Raw genomic sequence first — 24,974 nt, forward strand, 5'->3', positions numbered from 1 at the left:
CTTTCGAGCCCGCGCCCCGGGTTCAAATCCCGGCCGGGGCACCATAAGAAACTTTTGCCAAGCAAAAGTTTCATCAAAGCTTGCATGTTACTTCCAAAAATTCTCAGTTCTAAGCCGGGGTGTACTCCCTAATTAGCAGGTTTTAAGGTGTTTACTGCGAGAATAACACCTTTCGGGCGTTAAAAGAAAGGGAAACAGGTTTTAGTTTCAGGATTCTGGGCTAAACCCACTATAGACTTGCAATTTCTGGGAACATGTATACTCATTCTGGGCGTTTTGGCGGAAGTTTACCCTTTGATCAAACTTTGCACTGCAAAGTTTTTTGGTGAAGCTTTTTCCAAGAGCTTTAGCACCGCTTTCGCTATCGTTCTAGAATTCTAGTATGCACACCATCCTCACACACATCTGACACACAGCGACAGTGTTAAACCCAATCGACAACTGTATGAACAGAAAACTTTATTTGAAGGAACACAAAGACACATCTTGATGAAGATAGTAAAAGTTCCCAGCAACGATGACGCAGGTGTCATAACAGTTGGAACTCCTGTCGAGGTCGAGCTTGACATAGACGTAAAGCCGAGGAAGGAAGAACTTGCCCTCTGGGTGAGCAATCCAAACACTGTAAAGGTGGAGACAAGCAATGAAGTTGAGCTGTACGAGTACGTCGGCTACTGGCAGAGACTCGATCTGGGAATAGTCTTCGTTAAAAAGAGGATTGTCCTGATTCCAGGGGAGACCCTTGAGCAGAGACTTCCCCTCAACCTATCACCTGGACGTTATAAGGTCGCCAAATTTGCCTACGTAAAAGGGGTTAGGGTTAAGGTTGAAAAGGAGTTCACCGTCCATTAGTCCAGAACCTCTTCAGATAGAGCCTCATCCGCCCGAGGTCAACCGGCCTCATCACCTCAACCATCCAGTCGGGCAAATCCTTCCTTATTCCACGCCAGAGCAAGCGGTAATCAAGGACGATTATGCTCCCCCTCTCCTCGGCCGAGCGGTGGACCCTCCCAGCCGCCTGGGCAAGCTTCCTGTGGGCAGGGAGGAAATAGCCGTAGTAGCGGCCCTTCTCCGGGAATTTCCCCTCAAAATAGCGTATCTGAGCCTGAATCCTTGGTGTTGGTCTTGCATAGGGTACCCCAACGAGGATAACTCCGTTCATCTCGTCGCCACTGTAGTCTTGGCCCTCGCTGTTTCTTCCACCTATAACACCGAGGAGCACCGCACCGTTGCCCTTTGCATGAGCCTTAAATGCCCTTACGAGGGCATCGTTTTCCGCCGATGAAACACCCTGTTTTTCCACAAAGACTGCCTTCCCTATCTCTTCAAGGCGGACCCCCAGGTTTGCTGACAGTAAGCCTTGAAGAACCTCGTAGGAGGCAGTAAAAACGCCAACGTTCTTTGGGATTATCCTGGCGGCTTCAACTATGTATTCCACTATCTTTTTGTAAACCTGAAACGAACGCTCCTCTCCACGAGTGGAAACGTCCTTCGCCACTAAAACCTGCGCGTTCTCCCGCTTCACCATGCGCGGGAATTTCCTAAAGCGAGCGTTCTCAACCCCCATGATGTCTCTGAAGGCCTCAAGCGGCGTGAGCGTTCCGGACATGAAGACCGCACTCTGCACTTCTCGGATAAAACTGAGGGCCTTCGAGGGGTCGAGGGCAACAAGTTCGAGGCTTAAACCCCTACCCCTACTCATTATAAATAGGTAGTCCTCCCTCCCTATCAGTGACAGCCAGAGAAGGAGGAACTCTCCAACGCGGCCGATGTAAGAGCGCGGGGGCTTGCCCTTCTCTATTCGGTCTTCCCTTATCGAATCACCTATTGCAACCATGTCGTTGAGTGTCTTGACGAGCCAACGCGTATCAAAGTTGAGGACGTTTACAACGTGCTCAAAGACAAGTTCCGGTTGAATTGGGGTCTCCTGAACCTCTTTGTTACCAAGTTTCTCCTGGAAGAGCATCTCCAGCCCCCTGCCAAGGATACTGAGGAAGTTTGCTATCTCATGCTCGTTATACTCATCCGCTTCCTTTATGGCCCTATTCACGGTGTTTATGCTGATTTTATCACTTAACACCGAAATCGCCTGGTCAGGAAGGTTGTGAGCCTCGTCGAAGACGACTATGAGGTCAGAATAATCCACATCGAGGGAGCTGATGAAGTTCTCCCTGATGCTGGGACTGAGGAGGTAGAGATAGCTCGCCACTATCACATCGGCCTTCTCGGTTATCCTTTTGGTTAAATCGTAGGGACACAGCTCAAGTGTTTCAGCGTAGCTCAGAATTTCAGAGGGGTGGCTGGGGCTTTCGAGGAAAAAGCGCACAAACTCGTCGAACTCAACCCTTTTCTTCTTCTCGTTCTCGTAGAACTCACACTTTCCGAGCTTCTTTAGGTTCTTGCAGACGACCATAGCGGTGTATGCATCCGTTGTGAATTGAGTGAGGTAGTTGTGGAGGCACAGCTCCTTTCTGCTCCTGAGTTCAACTCCAGAGACCAAGCTCTTTCCACTTATCACCTTGAGCTCCTCTATGACGCGGTCCATCTGTCTGTGGGTTCTCGCGAGGTAGAGCACCTTATAGCCCTCTTCCTTCGCAAAGGGTAGGATTCCAGCCAAAACACTAACTGTCTTTCCGAAGCCAGTTGGTGCCTCAATTATCACGTTCTCCCCGTTTCTTACCGTTTCAGCGACAAACTCAATGAACTCACGCTGGTTCGGTCGCATCTTCCGGTAAGGAAAGTACTCAAAGGTGTCAGTGCTCTCGCCCATGGGAAAGAGTTTTAACGGCTCACTTTTAACCTTTGCCGGTGAAACCGATGGATGCGAAGACCAGCAAACTCATCGAACTCACCGTCGAGGCCCTTCTTATAGCCTGGCTCGGATACCTGACGATTTATCAGAACTACCTCCTCTACAACTGGCACCGTGGCCTGCCCCTACCATCAAGGTACCTCTCCCTAATAGCGGGCATTCTAATGGGGCTAGCTTTCTTCTGGTATGAATGGGATAAGTTTGAGCGGGGGAGCACCGGAAACACTTCTCCTTTGGTTGGGGAAGGAACCATAGAGCAGGAATCTGAGAACAGCAAGGAGAGTAAAAGTGAGTAACGCCTCAGAGGACCTTCACCCTGTACCTCCCCCTTAGCTCCACCCCCCCAAAGTCTTCTTCCGTGACATCTATTGTACCCCTTTCAACCTCGATTATAGAAACTCCAGAGCCGGAATCGTGCTCCATTCTCTCAATAAAGTCGTCCACAATGGTAACTGTGAACCTGTCGCGCTCCCCCACCCCCTTAAGCCGGAAGCTCTTCCTGCCCGTGTGCAATCTGACGTACCGGATAAGGTGGGGAAGGAGGGCAGAGTTTAGGCTCTCAACGATGGAATTATCAAAGGGTCCAACCACCTTCCCGGCGACGGCCTTGTAGCTCTCTGCCATCCTCGCGGCGGCAAATACAGAACCCTCGGCAAGAAATTTCAGCTTTTTCCCAAGCCTCCTCTCACTGGGTATGTCCGCGGAAACCCTAGTCACGAGCCGTGAATCAAGGGCCGCAAAGGAGAGCACGAGAAGCCCGTCCATACCTTTGAGGATGTAGGTAACGTGGGGTTCATTGAAAGTGAACTCGAGGTTTCCCTCAAAGCTAAACCTGGTGAAGAACCGCCCAAAGGAAATCCTAACAGTGGGTTTATCACTACCATCGACCCTAACCTCGTAGGGGAACGTGGAGAAAAGCTTGACAGGCATCGATGCAACGCTCAGTAGGGAGTTCCAGCCCGCATTGAAGGGAACCTCTGCCCTCCTTGACTCCATAAGGGACACCTTTGTACGCCGTTCTAAACTGCCTTGATTCCCTATGAAAGAAGACTTTTAAAGTTGGCGGGTGGCAAAGAAGAACGAGAGGGAAGAAATCAGAGTTTAAGTTCCGGAATCTCCTCAAGAACCTTGACGACGAGTTTAACACTCGCATCGACGTCGCGCTCATCAACGACCTCGGTGTTTGAGTGGATGTAGCGCGCTGGGATGCTTATCCCACCGCTCGGGACGCCGGTCTTAGTGAGGTGTATCACTCCTGCGTCGGTTCCACCACCGGTGAGAATGTCCCACTGGTATGGTATATCATGCTTCTTCGCCAGTTCTTCCATCCAGCGGACTATGGTCGGGTGGCAGATGACGGAGCGGTCCATTATCTTGATGGCGGTGCCCTTACCGAGCTGGGTTATCTGCTTGTGTTCCGGCGTTCCAGGAACGTCTGCCGCTATGGTAACGTCGAGGGCGAAGCCGTAGTCCGGGTCGATGCCAAAGGCTGAAACCTTAGCACCACGAAGGCCGACCTCCTCCTGTGCGGTAGCGACGAAGTAAACGTCAGCATCGGTCTCACTCAACTGCCTGGCGGCCTCGACGAAGATGTAGACGGCTATCCTGTCGTCGTGGGCGAGGCTCACGAGGCGGTGCTTACCGAGGCGCTCCAGACGGCCGTCCCAAGTGATGACGGTCCCCACTTTAACGCCCATCTCCTCTACCTCTTCCTGGCTCTCCGCTCCAATGTCGATGAACACCTGCTCCCAGGTTGGGGCTTTGTTCCTCTCTTCGGGCTTCTGGATGTGCGGCGGAACGCTTCCGCCAACGCCGTAGATGTACTCGTTCGGTCCGACCCAGACCTTGAAGCGCTGAGCTATCAGCGTCCTAGGGTCAACACCGCCGACCGGAACGACGCGGAGGAACCCGTTCTTCTCAATGTGGTTAACCATCAGCCCTATCTGGTCCATATGGGCCGCGAACATAACCTTTGGTCCCGACCCCTTCTTGTGGGCTATGACGTTACCGAGCTTGTCAACCCTTATCTCGTCCACGTAGGGTTTGAATGCACCTATTACAGCATCCCTAACACCGAGGAACTCATAGCCGGAAACACCAGGTGCCTCTATAATTTTCTTGAGCAGTTCAAAATCAACCATGGCTTTCGCCTCCTTTAGATTTCCATCTGAATGTGGGGCGAGGGATATTTAAGGTTTTCCAAAAGCGAGACCACTTCCTCGGAGGTTAGGCAGTCTTTACAATTTACTCTAAAGCCCTTCGCTATGAGAAGATACTTTCTTTTCCCATTCTATGGAACGTCCTGAGACTTGGCGATGAGCTTTCCGATTTCCCTGGGGCCGTCAACATCATCCTTCCACTTTGCTTCTACGAAAGTTGCCTCCTTCCTCTTCATGTTCACGGCAACGAGATCTATCTCGTAGTTCCGTCCCCACTGGGGGCCGATGAAGTCAAATGTCAGCAGTTTTCCATTTAAGTTCCTCAAAATATCGGATACTACTCTTTCAAAAACCTGCCAAAATATCCAAGGAAAATCTGCCTCTGAAGCCCTGAAGAACGGTTCGTAGTCTGAGGAATCTATCGCCGCTTTCCACGGCTCGATCATGGAAAACCAGAAGTTAAGACAGTAGTCCTTTATGATATACCTCGAGCGCCTCCCGCTGAGAACAGGCCCCTCACGGGAAATCAAACCGTAGTAGCTCTCTAAGGCATCTAAGTACTTGCTTATGCTTCCGACTTCGTGCCTACGGCGTTGGCTATTTCCATAAGCCTATTTCTCCCAATTGATATAGCCCTCAATATTGAGTAGATTGAGTAGTATGTTTTGTAGGCCTTTCCAAACTCATCGAGGAGCAACCCCTCCCCCTCAGAGGTGATAAAGGAGGAATACCGAACAGCATCTATTATAATTTCAAGGGAGGGCTTTGGGCCAAAGAGTTCAAGCAGTTCGTAATACTTTGGAACACCCCCGAAGATTCCACAGAACACGATCTTTTCTTGAGGATCCTTCACTCCCAAATCTGAGAGCATTTGAAAGACGGCACTTGGCTGAAGGGGACTGAGTTCCATAAAAAGCGTGCTTCTGCCGTAGAGGGGGGCTTTCCTTTGAGCGAAGAGTCTCTTCATCCTTCCTAAGTACGATCCTAAGGTTATAATAAGAAGCGGGAGATCGCCATTCCTGTCTATAAAGGCCTGCAGGTCAGAGGCCATCGAAGGATTTACCTCAAGGATATTCTGAAACTCGTCAAAGAAAACAGCATCAACGTTTATCCGTTCAAGGTATCTGAGAAACTCCTGAAAGTTTTCAAACTTTGGAGAATAGCCAAGTTTAAGTTCAATCTCTCGAGAAAAATTGTCCAGGAGCAGGCGCTCGCTTTTCACTGAGAAGAAGAAATCCAAGTATCGAAGATGCCTTGAGGATAAAAACTCTCTAATGAGCCCTGTTTTTCCAATCCTTCTCCTCCCGGTCACTGTTACTAAAACGAGCTTGGACTTGGATAAAGCCAGTGCTTTTCCCAGTGCATCCAGCTCTTCTTTCCTGTCTTAGAATCCACCAGCTGGATTATCCAGCAACTGGATAAAAACTTTGCTAGGGGTAAATCCTCACCCCCATCGCCCTCTCGCCGTTGTCGTAGATCTCGCGGATCTTAAGGAGGTAAGCGGGCGTTTTCCGCCAGTCCCGCGGCTTCTCCGGGCGGTGGAAGAGGTCGTGGACGGCGTTGGTGTACTCCCAGACATTATCCCCCTCATGGACCTCAACCTCGCAGCGAACCTCGTAGGATGTGCTTGGCAGTGTAAAGAAGAGCACCGTCGCTTCCCTACTCCCAGAGGTGATGTTCTCCCATGTGTGCTTCCTAGCGAGTTCGAGAGACACTAACTTTGTGAAGTCTATCCTCTCACGTACGTAGATCTCGTTCAGGAGAAACTCCAAGGCACGCCTAGGGTTGTAAGGCTTTCCAAGCTCTTCTCTTAGCTTCTTGATGGTCTCGGAAAGAAACTCCCCGCGATGGATGAAGCCAATCCCCTTAATGGAGCCGTTTACGCCGGCTTTACCACAGGTTATTACGGCTGCGTTGTGCCTTGTGAAGCCGATTAAAGCCTCAGGCCCGAACTCTCCATCTGCAAGTTTTTTTATCCCCTCAACGCGCTCCTCGAAGGCGTAGCTGATAAACTCCCCAGGTATCATAACACCACCACATGAGGTTGCCTTAATGTTAAAAACGCCTTTCGGTTAATCAGAGACCATGAGTGGAGAAGTGCTGCTGGAACTCGAGGTGACCCCCTGCACCTTCATCGAGAGGCTCAACCGCTTCGTTGCTCTTGTGGAGGTGGACGGGGAGAAGAGAAAAGCCCTCATCACGAACACCGGCCGTCTAGAGGAATTCATAATTCCAGGAAGGAAGGCCTTCTGCACTTCAAAGAGCGGGGGAAAGACGGACTTCGTTCTGATTGCCTTTGAGGACTTAAACGGAAAGGGAGCCATAATAGACACAAGAACTCAGGCCAAAGCCTTCGAACGAGCGGTGGAGATGAACATTATTCCCTGGCTGAAGGGCTGCAGGATAAAGCGGAAGGAGGTAACCGTTGGAAAATCCCGCCTGGATTACCTCTTTGAGTGCCCCGACACTGAAATCTACGCCGAAATGAAGAGTGCCGTTCTTAGGGGTGGTGGAAGGGGAGAGTACGCTATGTACCCAGATTGCCCATCGACACGGGGTCAAAAGCACCTACGGGAGTTGATGGAACTCAGAAAAAGTGGAAAGCGGGCGATGATGTTCTTCGTCGGAGCAATGCCAGGAGTGGAGAGGTTCAGGCCCTACGAAAAAGGTGATCCTGAGATAGCGCGCCTCCTCAGGGAAGCGAGAAAAGCGGGCGTTGAGGTTCACGCACTGAGCATCTCACTCCTTCCGGACGGCAAAGTAATCCTCGAGAAACCCAACTTGGAGATCAAACTAAGGGAGGATTTTTAAAGACCATCTCGTATTTTAGAAGGGTAACGAGCCTGTGGGGTGATGGGAATGACCATAGTTGACGTTAGAATTTTAGTCGAAGGTGCAAGCGACGTTGAGGTCGTAAGCAAGGCCCTTCAAGGGCTGGCTTTGGGGAGTGAGTACAACATTACGATTTCCGCGATAATCCCGACGACCAACGTGGAAATAGCAAAGAGCGCGGCTGCAGGAGCGGACCTCCTTATAATTGCGACCGATGCAGACAGGGTTGGAAGGGATTTAGCTGAGAGACTTTACAACGAGCTCAATGAGATGGTCGGCCACGTCGAGAGGATGAAGCTTCCCCTCGGACATGACTTGGAACACGTTGACGTCGAACTCGTGAGGAAGGAACTCAGGAATACGCTCGTGAGGGCCGGGCTGAAGAGTCTCCAGGTTCTCCCGGGCTATATGGAGATAAGGAAGGAACTCCTTGACGTCAAGGGCAAGTATGACCAGCTGGCCAACGACTACGAGGCACTCTACAAGGAGCATGAGGAGCTTCAGAGGAAGTACGAGGAACTTCACGCAGAATACACCAGGCTGAGGAGCGAGAACGATGGGCTGAAAGAACTCCTCGACAAGAAGAGTAAGCCGGTTAAGATAGAGGACGCCTGGAAGGGCCTCTTCCCTGCTGAACCAGTACCGGAGGAAAGGATACTCGCAATGGCGGTCGAAAAGCTCGGTTTAGCTGGAAAGATACTCGTCGGCCAGGGTTACATCTTCGCGGAGGACGAGTCACTTATAGAGGAACTTCTCAAGACAGTCTACCTCAGCCTCGCCGTAAGGGAAGAACCTGAAGGAAAGGAAGAGCCGAAGCCCCAAAAACCACCGGAGGAGCGGCCACCAGCTCCCGAGCCGGAGGAGACGAACATAGTGGAGAACCCCGAGCTGAAGCCGGACGAGATAGAGCGCCTGCTGAAGGGCGTCGGCGATGAATGAAACGGTTGAAGAGTTCGAGACGTACCTCGACCTCGAGGGAAAAAGTCCCAATACGATTAGGATGTACTCCTACTACATCAGGCGCTATCTCGAGTGGGGCGGGGAGCTTAGGGCGCGCCCTGCCCTCCGTTTTCTCGCAAGGCTTAGAAAGAGGGGATACTCCAACAGGAGCCTGAATCTTGTAGTTCAGGCATTGCGCGCTTACTTCCGCTTCGAGGGAGCCGACGATGAGGCGGAAAGGCTGAAACCGCCCAAGGTCCCGAGGAGCCTGCCGAAGGCCCTAACCCGAGAGGAAGTCAAGAAACTCCTCTCGGTTATCCCGCCAATGAGGAAGCGCGACAGGTTGATTGTTCTTCTACTCTATGGGGCCGGCCTGCGCGTTAGTGAGCTGTGCAACCTGAAGAAGAGAGACGTCGACCTCGAGGGGAACCTCCTAGTCGTACGCGGGGGCAAGGGAGCCAAGGACAGGGTAGTCCCGATTCCGACCTTCCTGAGCGGCGCGGTTAGAGAATACCTAGAAAGCCGGAATGATAATAGTGAGTACCTTATCGTTGAGGAGGGGCGGAGGAAGAAGGACAAACTCTCAACGAAGACCGTCTGGCACCTCCTCAAGAAGTACGGTGAGAGGGCAGGGGTTGAGGTTACACCCCACAGGCTCCGCCACAGCTTTGCGACGCACATGCTAGAGAACGGCGTCGACATAAGGGCGATTCAGGAGTTGCTCGGCCACTCAAACCTCTCAACGACGCAGATATACACCAAGGTCACCGTGGAGCACCTAAGGAAAGCTCAAGAGAAGGCGAGGCTGATTGAGGGGCTGATGGAATAGGGGAAAGAAAATGATATCAGTGTTTTACTAGCTTAGCTATATAGGTAGTTCCCCTAGATTTTCTTTTAATTGGGATTTCCATCGTGATAATCGGCACATCGCTTGGGATGAGTTCCAACACTTCATTGATATTAATCTCCTCATTGGGTGGCTTAACTGCAATCACTGCTACTCTCTCTAAACCTTTTTTGTAAGCATTGATCTGAGTTGGTAGTCTATCAAGACTCGTTCTATTTTTATTTTTGATTACTTTAAGTTCTATGCCCCATTTTTCATTTATTACAAGGTCAATTTTTCTCCTCCTTATATGGACTTCTTTTTGAATAGATTTTATTCCCAGCTTTTCTTGAATCTCAGGGGCACTAAGTAGAGTGAGTAATTTTTCTTGTAGTTCATGTTCGTCCTTAACAGCAGGTGGCCTGAAATTCTTCTCAATCCACCTTAACAAATTTACAAATTCATCTTTCTTTGTATTAGACAACCTCTTTGTCTTTGAGGCCTTTTTCGGGGTTTTAGTCCCTTTACCATTGACTCTAACAAACCCGTCTTCTTCTATCTCTCTTGTATTTGCTAGGATCCCCTTTTCGCTTCGTTTCTGTTGGTTTTCTTCATAAAGCATCCGACGATGCTCTTCAAGCTCTTGAGTAACATCCGAGTACCTCACTTTGTATCTTTTTGAAAGATCAATAACCTCTTGAAAACTCAGATTTATGGCAAGCCTCCGTACTATATCTGATTTAACACGCAGATGGGTCCTCTTCCCTGTTAGAATGTCTTCATCATACAGGGGGATTCCCTTTGTTGTTGCGATCTGTTCAAGTTGTTTAACTGTGAATCTACTTAGAATCTCACGTTTAGCCTCGTCAACTCTCTTTTTGTATTCAAGGTTCGTGGTTGCAGAATCCAAGACCCTAGTAGTGGAAGAGGCAACTTTTTTCAAAATGTCTTTAAAGCCCATATTTATCACCACACCCAACAAATAGTGCCGTTAATCATTGCCTAAAAAGAGTTACACGGTTAAAAATTTTGTTAATTCTTTGTAGAGAGTTAGCACGTCATACGAAACCAAAGTTCTAAGGGTTTGATACAATATAGGGAACTAGACGTTCAAAGCTCTCCTTTCCTCCTCAGCAGCGCAAGGTAGCTCGTGAAGGCCCCGGCGGAAATTGTATCGCCGAGGCCGACCGTTGATACCGGGTTCTTCACGAGTCTCGTGGGGATTATCACGACCCTGTACTCCTTCGTTCTAAGCCTTCTCTTCGCCTCCTCAAAGCGGAGCTTGACGTACTCACCACGCTCGTTGTAGGGGACGCTGAGACCAACTTTGAAATCTTCCGGTGAGCGAATCTCTCCCAAAGAGGCCCTCGCCGCTGCTAAATTCGTTGCCAGCCCAAGACTCTGGCGGAGCTTTTCCTCGCTCAGGGGATTATCCGCGTGGGTGATGTACACAATGTAGTAAATCGTGTGAATCTGAAGGACTTCGAGATTCATCTCGTCGATGAGTATCTTTCCGCCCAAGACGGTGTCCTCGATGCGATTGTAGGTAAATATCCTATCAGAGAGCTTTGAGTAGCCGAGGGCATTTAGAACGTGAGCTATCTCGGACTCATCCATCCCAACGCTGTCAACAAGGGGGAACAGGTTATAGATGACCTTCTTCCTCAGCTCGCGGTTCTGTATGGAGGCGAACTCAAGGTGAACCTTCACATCCTTCTCTCGCTTGAGGAGAAGTATGTCCTTCTTGGCCTCGCGAAGGTAGTGGTTTGCATCCTTTCCGTCGGAATAGCGGGGTTTAATGCCCTGATAACCTGAAAGGATGACCCCGTCAACGCTCTCGCCAATCTCGGGGAGAAACGGCTTCAGCCCCGGCTCGGTGTATATTCTTATGCTTTCAAAGCGGGCAGAAACGATAAAGCGGCCCGAGAAGGGGACCGTTACCGTCTCACTACCGAGTTTGAAGGTCATTCCTGCGCGGAACTCAAAGATACGGTTAACCTTAACCGGGTCACCATCGCGGTAGGCCTCATAAGGGTGCTTGAAGATGAGCCTTCCATCCTCAATGACTGGGTAGAAGAGGTTGGGCTTATTAACAAACATCGCAGCCTGCTTTTTGGCCAAATGGGGGGTATAGACCAGAACTTTTCTAAAGTTTAGGTTGGCCAATAGGTTGGCTATTATGCCTGCCTGGCCGCCCATCCTCTCCACATCGTATTTAAAGTGGGAATCGAACCACATATGAAGCTCCTCGTTGATGAGAGGAACCTCCATGGGCTTGCCCGTCTTAAGGGCGTGGACGAGTCTTGCCACGAAGTCAAGGGGCTCGTTTATCTGCCTGGGATACTCTTCCATCCTTCTTTGTATTGTTTCAGCCCCAAACTCGTTTATAAGCCCTTGAACGGTCTCCTCTTTGAGGTAGACTATTGCGTCGACGTTCGTGTTGTATGCAGTGTAAATGGAAAGTTCTCTAGCCTCGTCAAGGAGCCCCATATGTATCACCATCAGTGACTAGCATTTGGAAATGTGGGCCGGTTCTTAAAAGGGTTTCGTTCAGGAATGTGAGAAAAAGTGGACAAGCAGCCAGCTGAAATTCAGAACTCAGTAAAGAGTTTGCCTAACTCCGGAATCTTCTCCGTGACATCCATTTCACGCAACGCGAGCCAGAACGATGCCTGGTTGCTCGTAACCACTGGAACACTAAGGTCTTCCTCTAAAGCCTCGATTATCTCGAACGTCCGCAGGTTGGTGCAACTTATGAAAATTGCGTCTGCCTCATCCATGAAGCTGGCCTTAGCAAGACGGTAGGCTTCGTATGGTTCAAGCTTCCCGATCTGGGTGTTGTCCTCTATTCCAAGGCCCCTTATGTCAAGAACCTCGAACTCGTTGGCCTCGAGGAACTCCCTCTCCCTCTGGTTTATCTCGTCGGTGTAGGGGGTTATCACTAAAATCGACTGGGCATCGAGTATCTTTAGAGCCTCAACAACGGCGGTGCTCGTGCTCACAACCGGAACGTTTACTTCACTTTCAATTTTTGCCTCAAGCTCCGTCTCGTAGTCTTTTCCGCCTATGAAAGAGCCGCTCGTGCACCCGTAGAGTATCTCCTCAACACCGGCGTCTTTGATTAACTTTGCGGCCTCAACCGCTAAGGCGTTCATCTTTATTAATTCATCTTCGTTGACATCCTTGAGCGGGACTCTAGCAGTGTGGAGTGATACGCCCTCGGGAAGAAAATTGTGAAGCTCCATCTCCATAGTGGTGTTCGATGATGGGACTATCAGGCCAAGCCTTCCGCGCCATCCATACATGCTTTCACCTCCTGAGGTATACCCAAGGTTTCTCTTAAACCTTTGGTTCAACCACACAGAAAAGCCTCGGTTATTAATCAATCCAAGAATTAAACAATTACATAATTGATTGCTTACTTAAAAATGCAAGGAAATGCGGGGCTCACATGCCCCCGCTCACTGCAAGCTCGATTATCTTTCTTATCTCCACAAGGAACTCCGTTGGGATATCCTTCAGCATCGGCTCAAGGAAGCCTTTGACGATGAGTTGCGTCGCCTTTTCTTCATCTAAGCCCCTTGACATCAAGTAGAACATCTCTTCCTCGCGTATCTTGCCGATGGCGGCTTCATGGCTCAGCTCTGCGTCGTCAACTTTGCTGACTAGTCCGGGATAGGTCTCCATGGTCGCTTTGTCGCTCATCAGAAGGGCGTCGCAACTGATATGACCCTTCGTCTTCGGAGCTTCTGCGGTTATGACGCCACGCGTGATTACCTTGCTCTCGTCCATTATCACGGATTTGCTCGCGTTTATCCCCGCCGCTCCAGGCCCCTGCAGGAACATCCTGCCCCCGAGGTCGATGTAGTAGTCCTTCTGGCCAAGGAGAATACCGTTCAGCTCGACGTAACCGTTCTCATCAACCCAGTAGTGTGGGTCGCCTATGTTGCTCTTTCCGGAGCCCAGGGTAACCGTCGTGTTGATGAAGCGCGCACCTTTTCCGATCTTTGCCCTCGTCATGGGCCTCGTGTGGACGTACTCCGGCCAGTTCTGTAAAACCGTGAGCTGACCCTTGGCCCCCTCACCGAAGTACGCCTCCGTCATGTCGAGGTGGAGGGAGTGCCTCAGCAGAACAGGTGAGGTACAGCCCTCAATGAGGTGGAACTCACTGTTGGGTTCGGCCACAATGATTATGTGTGGCGCCTGCGCTAAAGCACTCTCCTGAATCAAAAAGAACAGATGAAGTGGGAAGGGAACTTTGAGGCCCTCCTTGACGTGGAGGAAGATTCCCCCGTTCCAGACTGCGATGTGATAGGCCGTTAGCTTGCTCTCGTCAGCGCGGAATAGCTTGAGGAAGTGCTCCTTCACGATGTCTGGATACTTTCTGACGGCTTCCTCCGTCGAAAGAACCGTAAGGCCCTTCTTAGCCCACTCCTGAAGGAATTGGTTGTATATAACACCGGTGTCTGTCTGAACCGTCAGTCCGGCAAGGTACTCCTGCTCGACTTCATCTATACCAAGTCTATCTAAGAGGGCTTTCATCTCCGACGGAAGGTCATCAAGGCTTTCTATCTTCTCGGGGATTCCCTCAACCTCGGGCTTTGCTATGAAGTGGAGAAGCTCGTCCTCGCTTATTATCGGGTCGTTGTGGGGTGCCCTTTCAAATGCCTCAAGCCCCTTGTACCTTATTCTAGTCATCCATTCAGGCTCTTTGTTCCTCTTGGCCAGCTCTTCAATCTGGTTCTCGATTATGGCCTTTGCATCGCTCAGGGTTATGGTCTCGCGCTCCGAATGGAGTTTCATGCTCCCACCTCCTCGAATATCTTAGCGAATCCTTCCCTGTCTATCCTGTCAACGAGTTCACCGCTTCCGGTCTTGACGATCCTGCCGTCCTTCATGACGTGGACGGTGAGCTTCTCCCTGTCTAGGTGCTCGAGGATCCTACCGTAGTGTGTTATGAGGAGTATCGCGGTCCCATTTTTGTGAAGCTCCTCTATCTTCCTGCTGATGATGCTGAGGGAATCGACGTCAACACCGCTGTCCGGCTCGTCCAGGATGAGCAGTTTCGGCTCGATGAGCAGAGCTTGGAGAAGTTCAAGTCTCTTCCTCTCACCGCCGGAAAAACCAACGTTGATGTAGCGGTGCAGATCTTCCTCCTTGAACCAAAGCTCCTTGGCCTTTTCCACCACTACATCGTAGGCCTTAGCTGGATCGGCTCCCTTAAGCTCAACGAGAATCTGCTGGAGGAACTCGATTATCCTAACACCCTCAACCTCAGGCGGAACCTGAAAGGCAAGGAGAATTCCCTTTTCAGCCCTCTCATCAGGCTCGAGTCCATGGATTTCCTCCCCTTCAAAGAGTATCCTACCGCGGGTAACGTTGTACTTTGGATGACCCGCTATAGTCAGGGAGAGCGTCGACTTCCCAGAGCCGTTGGGTCCCATGACAACGTGGAACTCACCCTGACCAACGGAGAGGTCGACTCCCTTCAGTATCTCCTTGTCCTCGACTGAAACGTGAAGGTTCTCAACTTTGAGCATTATCCCACCTCCATGGGTAGCGTTGATGGGACGTTTTTTAAGCATTTCTGGACATAGATGGGAACTCGGGAAAAAGTCGAGCATGGGATGAACAGGGAGAATAGGAAGTGAAACTCAAACGGAGAGAGGAAGGGCCTCCCTGACGCGCTTAAGGAGGCTCTGCTTCTCCTCGCTCTCCATGAGGGCTATCTCAAGAACCTGATCAATGGTCTCGACAGGGAATATCTGCACCTTCTCGGCTCTGTCCTTGCCCAGGAAGACGTCCTTCTCGTTGGACTTCGGGATGATGACCGTTTTTATGCCCGCTTCAATGGCCGCTTCTATCTTCGGGGTGGCACCTCCAATCGGGAGAACCTCCCCGCGGACGCTGAGCGAGCCAGTCATAGCAACATCCTGTCTTATCGGAATGTTCTCAAGGGCGGATATGACAGCAGTGGCAACGCTTATGCTGGCTGAATCCCCTTCAACACCCTCGTACGTCTGGAGGAACTGAACGTGGATATCATAGCGGCTGATGTCCTCTCCCTTGTAGCGTTTGATTATCGCGGAGACGTTCTGCACAGCCTCCTTGGCAATCTCACCGAGCTTTCCTGTGACGATTATCTTTCCTTCCTCCTTGCTTGCCGCTGGAGCCACCACTGCTTCAATCGGGAGAACTATGCCGCTCTGCTCCCCTATGACGGCCAGGCCGTTGACCCTCCCAACTTCGCCGCCCTCAACCTTGATGACTTGGTACTCCTTCTTGTTCTCGATGTACCAGTCGGCGAGCTGCTTCTCAAGGGGCTTGGCCATCTTGGTTGCCTCAAGCACGTCCTCCCTCTCGACGTACTTCTTGCCTTTCTTGATGGCTATGTCCCCCGCGGCCCTAACGATTCCACCGAGGTCCCTGAGGCGGAGCGTGAGGTGACCCTTCCTTCCTGCTCTCTTCTGGGCCTCCCTGACTATCTCCTCAACGGCATCCTTTGTAAAGTGAGGTATCTTGCCGTCCCTGATGACCTCCTGTGCAACGAACTGGACGAGCTTGCGCCTGTTCTCCATTGTGTCAGGCATCGTTGTCCTCATGTAGATCTCGTAACCGTAGCCCCTTATGCGAGAGCGGAGTGCTGGATGCATCTTGTCGACGGTATCTAGGTTTCCCGCCGCGACAAGGATGAAGTCACACGGGACGGGCTCCGTTCTCACCATCGCGCCGCTCGACATCTCGCTCTGACCAGTTATTGGGAACTTCTTCTCCTGCATTGCCGTTAAAAGGTTCTGCTGCATCTTCAGGCTAAGGGTCGCTATCTCATCTATGAAGAGAACGCCTTTATGTGACCTGTGTATCATGCCCGGTTCAACGCGCTCGTGAGCGGGGGTGCCGAGTCCACCGCTCTGGAACGGGTCATGTCTGACGTCGCCGAGGAGTGCTCCAGCATGTGCCCCTGTAGCATCGATGAAAGGTGCCTTCGTCCTGCCGCAGTTGTCGATGAGTAGTTTGGGGACCAAAACGGAGTTCTTTAGGCGCATGTTCGAAAGTGCCATTATAGTGATTATGATGACGAAGATGCCCATGAGCAGTGTGGTCGGGGTGAACTGCATGAAGAGCGCTACCATCACGGTGAACATCACGAAGAGTAGGATGTAGGATTTGATGTTCTCCTGACCCTTGGCCCTCTCGCGGTACTTCTCGACTATTTTCCTCCCCTGACAGGCCGGAACCGTCTTGATCTTTGGCATGTTCTCGTCTTCAGGGTTGGGAAAGACCAGTACATCCTCTAGATTCTCCGTTGGGAGGAGTTCTGCCATTGCCTGGCCGAGCATTGACTTACCAGTTCCGGGTTCGCCTATCAGGAGAACGTGCCTCCTCTGGTTGGCCGCAGTCCTTATGACCTCGACAGCATGCTCCTGGCCGATAACCTGGTCAATGAGCTTTTCAGGGACCTTGATCTCTTCCGTCGTCTCGAAATCCACGCCAAGCTCGATGTTCTCACCGTATTCGCGGGGGGCAACTGCCTCATCAATCCTTTCATCTTCCCCCATCTTGCTTCCCTCTTTCTGCACTCTGAGTCGGGATGCTCGGGGTGATTTATAACTTTTTTGAGGGCAAGAAAAAGCTAAATAGGTACCCGCACAAATGGGGGTGGTGGGGAGAATGAAGGTGGATGATCAGATAGTTTTCACCGCCAAGCACGGGGACTGGAAGGTGGCGGACAGGCTCATAGACGTGGAAGATGAGAAAGTAGCACACTTCATAGCGGGGATAGCCAACACTGTCAACGCGAAGATACCGGGATACCTTACCGAGGTCATGAACGTCGCAGGGATAATGAGTCTGGCCGAGGGAATTGCCGCGAAAGACCTTGCTGGAGCCATCGTCGCCCTCAAGTCTCCCGGCACGGCGAGAAAGCTTGGATCACTGATATTCGAAGAGGACAAGAAGCTTAGGAAACACCTTATGGATGCCGCGAAGGCCGTCCTCGTCAGGGGGGCTCTGGCAAGGAAGGTTCCCGTCAGTTACCCCGAGGAGCCGCTGAGCGAAGTCAGGATAATGTTCCCCTTCACGGAAGACCATGTGAACTTCACGGCCTTCCATCTCAGCACCGAGCACGATGCCTGGAGGGCTGTGAAGAGACTCATAATCGACGACAAGACTCCAATGGCCGACATAGCTAGGCTCTTAGCTAGCATAAACGAAAGCATAACCCTAAAACTCCCCGTCTACGCGGGGATAGATACCGGCGGAATAGACTCTTGGTTCGGGGAGTTTAGAAAGGTGAAGAAGTCAGACATTCCGGCGGTTGTTGAGAAGTACAGGTACTTCCCAGCCGAGAACTATGCCCCAAAGGGATTCGAGGAGCACGCCAAAGTTTACGCCCTCAGGAAGGCTCTCAAGAAGATCGGTCTTCCGTTGGACGTCCCAGCAAAAGGGCTTGAGAAGTACTTGGAGAAGAAGTGAGAGAAAGAGGATGAAGCCGAAACACATGAGGAGAACCGATGAGAACTCTTCGCTGATGGAGGAGGTGGTGATATGAAGAAGGAAGTTGTGTTTACGGAAAATGCCCCCGCCCCGATAGGACCTTATAACCAGGGCATACTCGCGGAAGGAAGGTTACTCTTTGTTTCCGGCCAGATACCAATAAATCCCAAGACTGGAAAGCTCGTGACAGGTCCAATCGAGGAGCAGGCAGAGCAGGCCATCAGAAACCTCCTTGAGGTGGTCAGGGCTGCCGGGGGAAGCACTAACAATGTCGTGAAGGTTACCGTTTATATCACGGACATGAGCTCCTACGCCAGGTTCAACAAGGTCTACGAGAGGTACTTCGAGACCTCAAAGCCGGCCAGAGCAGTGGTAGAGGTCTCCAGCCTGCCCAAAGGAGTGGCGGTTGAGATAGAGGCCATCGCCGTCCTCTGATGTCTCACTCTTTGGGCCTGTGAGTGAAGGTGAAAAGATGGAAGCGGTGAGAGTAAGGCGAGAACTCCTTGAGTACCTCCTGGAGCTGGCAGGTGACTTTTATCCAAACGAGTTCGCAGGATTCCTCCGGGAGAAAGACGGGATTTTTGAGGAGGTTCTTCTTGCCCCAAACCCCCACTTTGGGTCCACTTCCGCCTTTTTTAACCTTTGGATGCTTCCCTATGACGAGAGTGTAAAGGGAACCGTTCACTCCCATCCCGGTCCCGTTGCGAGGCCATCTAAGGCAGACCTTCACTTCTTCTCAAAGTTCGGAGGGGTGCACCTAATAATCGCATATCCATATACCGAGAGGGATGTCAGGGCCTATAGGAGCGATGGGACGCCCATAGGGATTGAAATAGTAGAATAACACACTATTTCATGTGAAAATTTTTATAAAGAAAAAACGCTTAACCAAAACCAGGTGTTGGACATGAAGGTGAGAGATGTACTTGAAAGGCTTGATGAGAAGCAGAGGAAAACCGTGACCAAATGCAGTGAGAACTGTGGAATACTTGACATCGAGGCAGAGATCGAGACCGAAGTTGATGGGGAGCTGATAAGGTTCCTCAAGGCCATTTCGAACCCTATAAGGCTCGAAATACTAAAAATGCTCAGGGACAAGTGGCTCTGCGTGTGCATCATCTCCGCCATCTTGGAGCAGGATCAAACGCTGATAAGCCACCATCTCCGCACCCTCAGGTCACTGAACCTGATAGAATCACGCAAGGAGGGCAAAATGCACTTCTACAGAACGAACAGAGAAATCTTGGAAAGCTACTTAAAGCGCGTTTCAGTGGAGGTTCTTTAATTTTCATCTGAACTCTCGAAACGTTCATAACCCCACATTACTTTTTCTCCCCGGTGATGACATGAACGAACACCAGATTAAGGTGGATGAACTAATACGAGAACTCGGGGGTTACTGGAATCCATTTGAGATGCTCGCGGCCCTAACGGAAGAGGTCGGGGAGCTTGCCGATGAAATCCTCAAGTTCGAGGGGGTAAAGGGAAGTGGCGACATCCAGACACTTGAAGAGGAGCTTGGAGATGTTGCCTTTGCTCTGGCGTGCATAGCTAACCATTACGGGGTAGACCTGATTGAAGCCCTGGATAAAACCGCCAAAAAATACCGGCAGAGAGATGGGAATAAATGGTAAGTATAGGATAATGTCTACCGTGGATAAGGAGGTTTAATTATAACATTTAGTTTCATTATATAACCATGTTTTGGGGGCATATGACAGAAAAGGGTTACAACACGATTAGAAATAATCCAAAGCATAGAAACATTTTTATAATTATCAGCCCAAGGGAGACTAAAGAACTGGGGGGTGAAGAAAGTGCCGGATAAAATAACCGGTATCGACATCCGCATTTTAAGGCTTCTCTCAAAGAACGCCAGGCTTACCTACAAGGAGCTTGCTGAGATGCTTGGGACCACGAGGCAGAGAATATCCCGCAGAATGGACAGGCTTGAGAGGAATGGGGTCATAAAGAAGTACACCGTCATACCGGACTACGGCGAACTCGGCTACGTCCATGTGGTCTTAGGAATAACACTCAAGCCCACTACCAACTTGGACGAGGTCATACCCAGGCTAGTGGAGGACGATAACATCAAGATCATCCAGAGGGCACTCGGCTCGCACAGCCTCGTTTTACACATAGTCGGCCCTAGGGATATGAAGGAGCTTGAGAAGATAATCTCAGAGGTCTCGAGCAGGATACCCGGCATAGACAAGCTCGACATAACCTTCGTGACCGAGACGGTTAAGTTCGAAGTCCTTTAAACTGTTCTTTGAATCCCTTTACTTCATCGTCGTTTGACGAGGGAAAGCGTAATAAAGGGGCCTCTGAATCCCAACTAGGTGGAAGAAATGCTGGGAAGGATCGCGGCCGACGTGGCAGTGGTTGCAGTACTGGGTGTTGGCTCGTACTTAACCAGGGCACTCGATGCAAAGGGTGCGTTCTCGGCTGCGCTCCTCGGCCTTGCCGTAATCGAACTTGGTGGATTTTACCCGTTCCTCGCGCTTCTAGCCTTCGTTGTGGTCGGCGTTTCGGCGACCAAATACAAATTCAATGAGAAGGCAAGACTGGGCGTTGCACAGGAGTCCGGGGGAATTAGGGGATGGGAAAACGTCGTTGGAAACGGCCTCGCCGCGACGGTCTTCCTCATCGCCGAGTACCTATCACATAGGGATGTCTTCTGGGCCGCTACGTTCGCGTCGATAGCAACCGTCAACGGGGACACACTGGCAAGTGAACTCGGCAAAGTCTTTGGAAAGGCCCCACGCCTCATAACCAACTTCAAGCCTGCAAGAACTGGGACCAACGGCGCGGTTTCGCTCGCCGGTGAGGTTTTCGCCCTAGTCGGGGCGCTCATTATAGCCCCCTTTGCCCTCCCCCTAACCGCTCATGATACCGAGATGCTCACCGCGGTTGTCACTGGTGGTTTCATTGGCGTCAATCTCGACAGTCTTATAGGTGCAACCCTCGAAAACCGTGGGGTAACTGATAACAACTCGACCAATCTCCTAGCCGCCCTCTTAGGGGGTCTCCTTGGAGCGGGGGTATTCTACGCACTTCCGTAAGGGGCCGGGCGGTGATGAGTACGGCGGATTGCCGAGTGATGAGGGGGACCTTAGGGGCTGAGCCGGCCCCGTAAACCTAATAAGAGCTTTGCAATTCTATCCCCGGTGGCGCTGATGGATAGTGGAATAAAGGTCAGGCTCGTCAATTATACAAGAAAGCCTCTCGAAACCGTCACATGGGCAGCCCTCATAAGTTACTGGGACGGATGGGAAACGGAAGCCTTTGACCGAATGGAGGAGAAAGATGTCGAGATGCACCTCCCAAGGGTTTTAGGCTACGGCCACGAGTCGATTTTGGAGCACGCGACGCTCACCCTTGCAATAGAGGGCTGTTCTCGCGTCTGCTCGCATCAACTTGTAAGACATAGACTTGCAAGTTATACCCAGCAGTCACAGAGATACATAAAATTAAACTTAAATGATGTGGAAGAGACCTTTCTAATTCCCAAGGGGGTAAAGGAGAGGCCGGAGCTCTACGAAAAGTGGAAGAAACTCATGCAGGATGCGATTGAACTCTACGAGGAGAGTTATAAAGCAGGGGTTCATCAGGAGGACGCTCGCTTCATCCTTCCCCAAGCGGTGAGGACAAAAATCGTTGTCACAATGAACCTCCGCGAGCTTAAGCATTTCCTTGGACTGAGAGCCTGTGAGCGGGCGCAATGGGAGATACGCGAGGTCGCCTGGAAGATGCTGGAGGAGATAGCAAAGAACGGAGAACTAAGGCCAATAATAAAGTGGGCGAAGCTTGGACCGCGCTGTATTCAGCTTGGCTACTGTCCTGAAGGGGGGCTGATGCCGTCCGGCTGCTGGAAGAGGACAAGGGAGAGATGGAAAGCCTTAGCCGATCCCAAACCCAAGGTTTAAGAAACCTTTTGTTATGGCCTTTCTCCTTTAAACCCCACGAGAGATGTGAAAAGGAAGAGCTGGAAGGTTTCAATCTTGCATTCTGAAGCAGCCTCCAGATTGATTTTCAGCGAGCCTGAAAAGGCTCTTCCATTCTTTTCCTACTCCAAGGGTATTGACGGGGGCAGGATCCGCTTTAAAGTCCAGGGATTCATCTTCAACTTTTGGTTAGGATCCTCAGAACTTACCATGAGAACCGTTCTGTAGCTTTTCCCATAAAACTCTTAAATATACTTACAGTAAAAATATGGGTGAGACCCCGTGAGAGGAGATGGGAATTCAAGCCAAGAGCTTACTAGAGCTACTGTGGAGCCCACATCCTTATTTGATGCATATTTAATCGGTGCTTGGACAGAATATATAAGAATGGCTAAACCTGAGGACTTAGTTGTGCTCCCTTCTGGAGCGGTCCATGATCAAAAAGGTAATGGTTACATTTTACACACATTATATCTTATTCAAGATTTCTTGAGGCGAAAAGGATTGGATTATATAGTTCAATACAGTTGAATGATTTAATTTCGTATCTCCATACTAAGTATGCTTCAAAGAGAGAATCTCCTAAGGAAATTGATGAGAGTGATCTGAGGGCTCTTGGGCAAACTATCAATATAATAACTCTTACACATCAGGGACTTTCAAAACGAAAAACTGTTGAAATTGAGGTGCATAAGGGCATTTTAGATTACGAGAATTTGCTATCTACGGAGTTACAGCCACTGTTCTCGTATCCTGAAGTAGTATATAGCAATATGTCCAAAATTGTATCACATGACCTGCTAGAAGCTTTTAGAGCATTATTATTTGATCTCCCCACAGCTTCTGTGATGATATCCTTGAGAGCAGTAGAAGCTGCAATTAGAGAACTATATTCTGAACTAACTAACGAAGAAATTAATGAAAGTGAGCCGTACCCTACATGGAATTTTGCCCTCTCTAAAATCCAAGATAAAGTTTTCGAGATAGATGAGGCAGAAAGATCCTTGTTGGGGTGGTTCATGCAATTGAAGAAATTTATTTGCTTATTGAGAAAATTGATAATTCAAGAGAAAATGATAACCTCTAAAATGTTTAAAGGTTGGGCACCTTTTTATGTTTATTTCCCTTTTCAACTTCCTCAATTGCCTTCCTAAGCTCGTCGTAGGCCTCCTGAAGGGATTCGGGGATGACCTTTGTATCCGCAACTACAGGCATGAAGTTTGTGTCACCGTTCCAGCGTGGGACTATGTGGAGGTGGACGTGGCTGTCGATTCCAGCACCTGCAACGTGGCCCAGGTTCACCCCCATGTTGAAGCCGTCCGGGTTCATTGCCCTCGTTATTGCCCTTATCATGAGCTGGGAGAGTTTCATTATGTCGAGTAGTTCTTTGTCAGTCAGATCCTCCCAGTTGGCGACGTGCCGGTAGGGAACGACCATGACATGGCCGGGATTGTAGGGGTAGTTATTCATTATGACAAAGGCGTGCTTTCCCCGATAGAGGATCAGCCTCTCCCTGTCCCTGTTCTCCTTCGGGAAGTCGCAGAATATGCAACCATCATACTTCGGTGAGCGTATGTACTCTATTCTCCAGGGTGCCCACAGGAACTTCACTCTCACCACCGAAAAAAGTTGGGGGGGACTTTAAAAAACTTTAGAGTTCCACTCCAGAGAACATGAGAACCAAGTAGATGAAGTAGACTGCTAGGAAGTATATTCCCATAGATCTCCCCAGTCCGTGGATTCTTTTGAGGGAAATCACCATTGGGAGCATAACCGCCAGAATGAGGAAAACTGTCAAAATGGAAGCCCCGGTCTGGAGGGGTCTTATCACCGAAGCAACTCCGAGGACGACGAGGGCGTTCATTATGTCCGCTCCTATTATGTTGCCGATGCTTATGCTCCCGCGCTCTCTTAAGGCGCCGTAAACCGCGTTGGTCATCTCAGGGAGGGACGTCCCCACGGCCACTATGGTCGCTCCAACCACGAACTCGGAAACTCCAATTGCCTTCGCTATGTTCGTCCCCCCATAGACCACCAGTTTAGCTCCCAGAACTAGAAGAAGGCCTAGAAACAGCAGGAAAGCGTAGTCGATCACCGTGGCGCGTTCAGCGCTTTCGAGTTCCACGTCTTTCCTCGCGTTCTTCTTGAGGAGCCAGAGGAGGTATACAGCGTAAGCCCCAAGGAGTACCGCTCCATCGAGTCTTGAGAGGGTCCCATCGAGGGAAAGGGCAATCACGAGGAAAAACGATCCCAACATGACAAGAGAATTCTCGTAGGCGGCTTTTGTGGCTTTAAGAGGCCGTATTACGGCCGCAATGCCGAGGATCAGGGCTATGTTGGCGAATATGCTTCCGAGGGCGTTTCCAAGTGCTATGCCCGTTAACCCTTGATAGCTCGCCACGGCGCTCGTTAGGAGTTCGGGTAAGGTTGTGGCCAGGCTTATGAGAACGATGCTTATGACAAGGGGGGAAACGCCGGCCTTCCTGGCCACATCTACAATCTTGTCGGACAGCTTGTCACCTGAAAGAACGAGGAGAACAAGACCGATGACTATTGCCGTTGCCCAGAGCGTCGCTTCCAGCATTATCTTCCCCGGCGGGGATTCGAGGGGGGTTTCATAAAGTTTTCGATGACGGATTGTGGGTGTTGCCTGCGAGCTTCTCAGCCAGCCTGAGATACGGGAAACCCGGCTTTTCTGGAAGGCCGATGCGGGCGTAGATTAACCCTCGAACGATGCCTGCAAATGTTGAGGCTGAGACCAGCACTAACAGACTTAAAAAGAGTCCGTGGCTGTTGTAGGCGATACCCGCGAGATAACCACTCAGAGGTATTATAATTCCAAAGAGTAACGCCAAATCGAGACCAAGCCACGGCGCTAGGGACTGTGCGACCCTCTCAGCGGCCCATGGGGACAGTCCTTTCTCGGCCTTGTTAGAGGCGAACTCGAGGTATCTGACCTC

General features: G+C 50.6%; 29 protein-coding genes and 1 pseudogene. 15 read left to right on the top strand and 15 right to left on the bottom strand.

Annotated features, from left to right (window positions below; genetic code table 11):
* Window positions 1-489: 489 nt before the first annotated feature.
* Complete coding sequence (locus tag MV421_RS09425; protein WP_297420816.1) at window positions 490-852, top strand: hypothetical protein; 363 nt, start codon at window positions 490-492, stop codon at window positions 850-852.
* Here the strand turns inward: MV421_RS09425 and MV421_RS09430 are convergent.
* Window positions 839-2,770: a helicase C-terminal domain-containing protein gene (locus MV421_RS09430; protein WP_297502962.1), complete on the bottom strand. Its 1,932-nt coding sequence runs from the start codon at window positions 2,768-2,770 to the stop codon at window positions 839-841. The two genes, MV421_RS09425 and MV421_RS09430, sit on opposite strands and share 14 nt — an antisense overlap.
* 47 nt (window positions 2,771-2,817) lie before the next feature.
* Here MV421_RS09430 and MV421_RS09435 point away from each other — a divergent pair, with 47 nt between their 5' ends.
* The gene (locus MV421_RS09435; RefSeq protein ID WP_297420824.1) at window positions 2,818-3,108 is read left to right on the top strand and encodes a hypothetical protein; all 291 of its coding nucleotides are present in this window, start codon (window positions 2,818-2,820) and stop codon (window positions 3,106-3,108) included.
* A 4-nt stretch (window positions 3,109-3,112) separates the two neighbouring features.
* On the opposite strand, the gene MV421_RS09440 is transcribed toward MV421_RS09435, so the two are convergent.
* The 5 genes and pseudogenes from MV421_RS09440 to MV421_RS09460 form a co-directional block, all read right to left on the bottom strand.
* Window positions 3,113-3,808 (bottom strand): hypothetical protein, encoded by a 696-nt coding sequence (locus MV421_RS09440; RefSeq protein ID WP_297502960.1) that lies wholly within the window; start codon window positions 3,806-3,808, stop codon window positions 3,113-3,115.
* 98 nt (window positions 3,809-3,906) lie between these two features.
* On the bottom strand, window positions 3,907-4,953 hold the full coding sequence (locus MV421_RS09445; protein ID WP_297419049.1) for a M42 family metallopeptidase: 1,047 nt from the start codon (window positions 4,951-4,953) through the stop codon (window positions 3,907-3,909).
* A 149-nt stretch (window positions 4,954-5,102) separates the two neighbouring features.
* A complete protein-coding gene (locus MV421_RS09450; protein ID WP_297502958.1) occupies window positions 5,103-5,501 on the bottom strand; it encodes a DUF234 domain-containing protein in 399 nt (132 codons plus the stop codon).
* A 35-nt stretch (window positions 5,502-5,536) separates the two neighbouring features.
* Window positions 5,537-6,343 (bottom strand): annotated as a pseudogene (locus tag MV421_RS09455) (ATP-binding protein); the annotation flags it as partial.
* 58 nt (window positions 6,344-6,401) lie between these two features.
* Entirely contained in the window at window positions 6,402-6,998 is a 597-nt protein-coding gene (locus tag MV421_RS09460) for a hypothetical protein (RefSeq protein WP_297518265.1), read from the bottom strand.
* 58 nt (window positions 6,999-7,056) lie between these two features.
* Between MV421_RS09460 and sfsA the strand changes: the two genes are divergently transcribed.
* Genes sfsA through xerA form a run of 3 tightly spaced genes read left to right on the top strand, consistent with a single transcriptional unit; the run spans window position 7,057 to window position 9,571 of the window.
* On the top strand, window positions 7,057-7,782 hold the full coding sequence (gene sfsA, locus MV421_RS09465; protein ID WP_297419065.1) for a DNA/RNA nuclease SfsA: 726 nt from the start codon (window positions 7,057-7,059) through the stop codon (window positions 7,780-7,782).
* Between the two features lie 48 nt (window positions 7,783-7,830).
* Window positions 7,831-8,742, top strand: a complete 912-nt coding sequence (locus MV421_RS09470; RefSeq protein WP_297419113.1) for a toprim domain-containing protein — start codon at window positions 7,831-7,833, stop codon at window positions 8,740-8,742.
* Complete coding sequence (xerA, locus tag MV421_RS09475; protein WP_297419068.1) at window positions 8,735-9,571, top strand: site-specific tyrosine recombinase/integron integrase; 837 nt, start codon at window positions 8,735-8,737, stop codon at window positions 9,569-9,571. Before MV421_RS09470 ends, xerA begins: the two co-directional genes overlap by 8 nt.
* A 16-nt stretch (window positions 9,572-9,587) precedes the next feature.
* Here xerA and MV421_RS09480 read toward each other — a convergent pair whose 3' ends face one another.
* The 6 genes from MV421_RS09480 to lonB form a co-directional block, all read right to left on the bottom strand.
* Complete coding sequence (locus MV421_RS09480; protein ID WP_297518268.1) at window positions 9,588-10,547, bottom strand: hypothetical protein; 960 nt, start codon at window positions 10,545-10,547, stop codon at window positions 9,588-9,590.
* 131 nt (window positions 10,548-10,678) lie between these two features.
* The gene (gene pfkC, locus MV421_RS09485) at window positions 10,679-12,058 is read right to left on the bottom strand and encodes an ADP-specific phosphofructokinase (RefSeq protein WP_297419074.1); all 1,380 of its coding nucleotides are present in this window, start codon (window positions 12,056-12,058) and stop codon (window positions 10,679-10,681) included.
* 101 nt (window positions 12,059-12,159) lie between these two features.
* A complete protein-coding gene (locus MV421_RS09490; protein WP_297419078.1) occupies window positions 12,160-12,873 on the bottom strand; it encodes an aspartate/glutamate racemase family protein in 714 nt (237 codons plus the stop codon).
* Window positions 12,874-13,015: 142 nt separating this feature from the next.
* The gene (locus MV421_RS09495) at window positions 13,016-14,371 is read right to left on the bottom strand and encodes a SufD family Fe-S cluster assembly protein (protein WP_297419082.1); all 1,356 of its coding nucleotides are present in this window, start codon (window positions 14,369-14,371) and stop codon (window positions 13,016-13,018) included.
* Window positions 14,368-15,108 carry a Fe-S cluster assembly ATPase SufC gene (gene sufC, locus MV421_RS09500; RefSeq protein ID WP_297419084.1) on the bottom strand — a complete coding sequence of 247 codons (741 nt, stop codon included), beginning with the start codon at window positions 15,106-15,108 and terminating at the stop codon, window positions 14,368-14,370. The genes MV421_RS09495 and sufC overlap by 4 nt, the downstream gene beginning before the upstream one ends.
* Before the next feature lie 114 nt (window positions 15,109-15,222).
* A complete protein-coding gene (gene lonB, locus MV421_RS09505) occupies window positions 15,223-17,127 on the bottom strand; it encodes an ATP-dependent protease LonB (RefSeq protein WP_297419116.1) in 1,905 nt (634 codons plus the stop codon).
* A 112-nt stretch (window positions 17,128-17,239) separates the two neighbouring features.
* Here lonB and MV421_RS09510 point away from each other — a divergent pair, with 112 nt between their 5' ends.
* From MV421_RS09510 to MV421_RS09555, 10 genes are all read left to right on the top strand, one after another.
* A complete protein-coding gene (locus MV421_RS09510) occupies window positions 17,240-18,043 on the top strand; it encodes a DUF2666 family protein (RefSeq protein ID WP_297419119.1) in 804 nt (267 codons plus the stop codon).
* A 72-nt stretch (window positions 18,044-18,115) separates the two neighbouring features.
* The gene (locus tag MV421_RS09515) at window positions 18,116-18,499 is read left to right on the top strand and encodes a RidA family protein (RefSeq protein WP_297419087.1); all 384 of its coding nucleotides are present in this window, start codon (window positions 18,116-18,118) and stop codon (window positions 18,497-18,499) included.
* A gap of 37 nt (window positions 18,500-18,536) precedes the next feature.
* Entirely contained in the window at window positions 18,537-18,908 is a 372-nt protein-coding gene (locus MV421_RS09520) for a Mov34/MPN/PAD-1 family protein (RefSeq protein ID WP_297419090.1), read from the top strand.
* Between the two features lie 63 nt (window positions 18,909-18,971).
* Window positions 18,972-19,349: a helix-turn-helix transcriptional regulator gene (locus MV421_RS09525; protein WP_297419122.1), complete on the top strand. Its 378-nt coding sequence runs from the start codon at window positions 18,972-18,974 to the stop codon at window positions 19,347-19,349.
* Between the two features lie 61 nt (window positions 19,350-19,410).
* Window positions 19,411-19,698 carry a MazG nucleotide pyrophosphohydrolase domain-containing protein gene (locus tag MV421_RS09530; protein WP_297419093.1) on the top strand — a complete coding sequence of 96 codons (288 nt, stop codon included), beginning with the start codon at window positions 19,411-19,413 and terminating at the stop codon, window positions 19,696-19,698.
* Between the two features lie 183 nt (window positions 19,699-19,881).
* Complete coding sequence (locus MV421_RS09535) at window positions 19,882-20,331, top strand: Lrp/AsnC family transcriptional regulator (RefSeq protein WP_297419096.1); 450 nt, start codon at window positions 19,882-19,884, stop codon at window positions 20,329-20,331.
* An 87-nt stretch (window positions 20,332-20,418) separates the two neighbouring features.
* Complete coding sequence (locus tag MV421_RS09540) at window positions 20,419-21,132, top strand: DUF92 domain-containing protein (protein ID WP_297419126.1); 714 nt, start codon at window positions 20,419-20,421, stop codon at window positions 21,130-21,132.
* Between the two features lie 114 nt (window positions 21,133-21,246).
* Window positions 21,247-21,996 carry an FAD-dependent thymidylate synthase gene (gene thyX / locus MV421_RS09545; RefSeq protein ID WP_297419129.1) on the top strand — a complete coding sequence of 250 codons (750 nt, stop codon included), beginning with the start codon at window positions 21,247-21,249 and terminating at the stop codon, window positions 21,994-21,996.
* Between the two features lie 300 nt (window positions 21,997-22,296).
* A complete protein-coding gene (locus MV421_RS09550) occupies window positions 22,297-22,545 on the top strand; it encodes a hypothetical protein (RefSeq protein WP_297419098.1) in 249 nt (82 codons plus the stop codon).
* Entirely contained in the window at window positions 22,542-23,168 is a 627-nt protein-coding gene (locus tag MV421_RS09555) for a hypothetical protein (protein ID WP_297419101.1), read from the top strand. Before MV421_RS09550 ends, MV421_RS09555 begins: the two co-directional genes overlap by 4 nt.
* Here the strand turns inward: MV421_RS09555 and MV421_RS09560 are convergent.
* The 3 genes from MV421_RS09560 to MV421_RS09570 all read right to left on the bottom strand — a co-directional run.
* On the bottom strand, window positions 23,107-23,625 hold the full coding sequence (locus MV421_RS09560; RefSeq protein WP_297419132.1) for an HIT domain-containing protein: 519 nt from the start codon (window positions 23,623-23,625) through the stop codon (window positions 23,107-23,109). The two genes, MV421_RS09555 and MV421_RS09560, sit on opposite strands and share 62 nt — an antisense overlap.
* A gap of 40 nt (window positions 23,626-23,665) precedes the next feature.
* Window positions 23,666-24,598 (bottom strand): calcium/sodium antiporter, encoded by a 933-nt coding sequence (locus tag MV421_RS09565; RefSeq protein ID WP_297419105.1) that lies wholly within the window; start codon window positions 24,596-24,598, stop codon window positions 23,666-23,668.
* A gap of 31 nt (window positions 24,599-24,629) precedes the next feature.
* A partial coding sequence (locus MV421_RS09570; RefSeq protein WP_297518271.1) for a hypothetical protein occupies window positions 24,630-24,974 on the bottom strand: 345 nt, incomplete at its 5' end.

The organism is Thermococcus sp., assembly GCF_027023865.1.
Classification (GTDB): Archaea; Methanobacteriota_B; Thermococci; order Thermococcales; family Thermococcaceae; genus Thermococcus.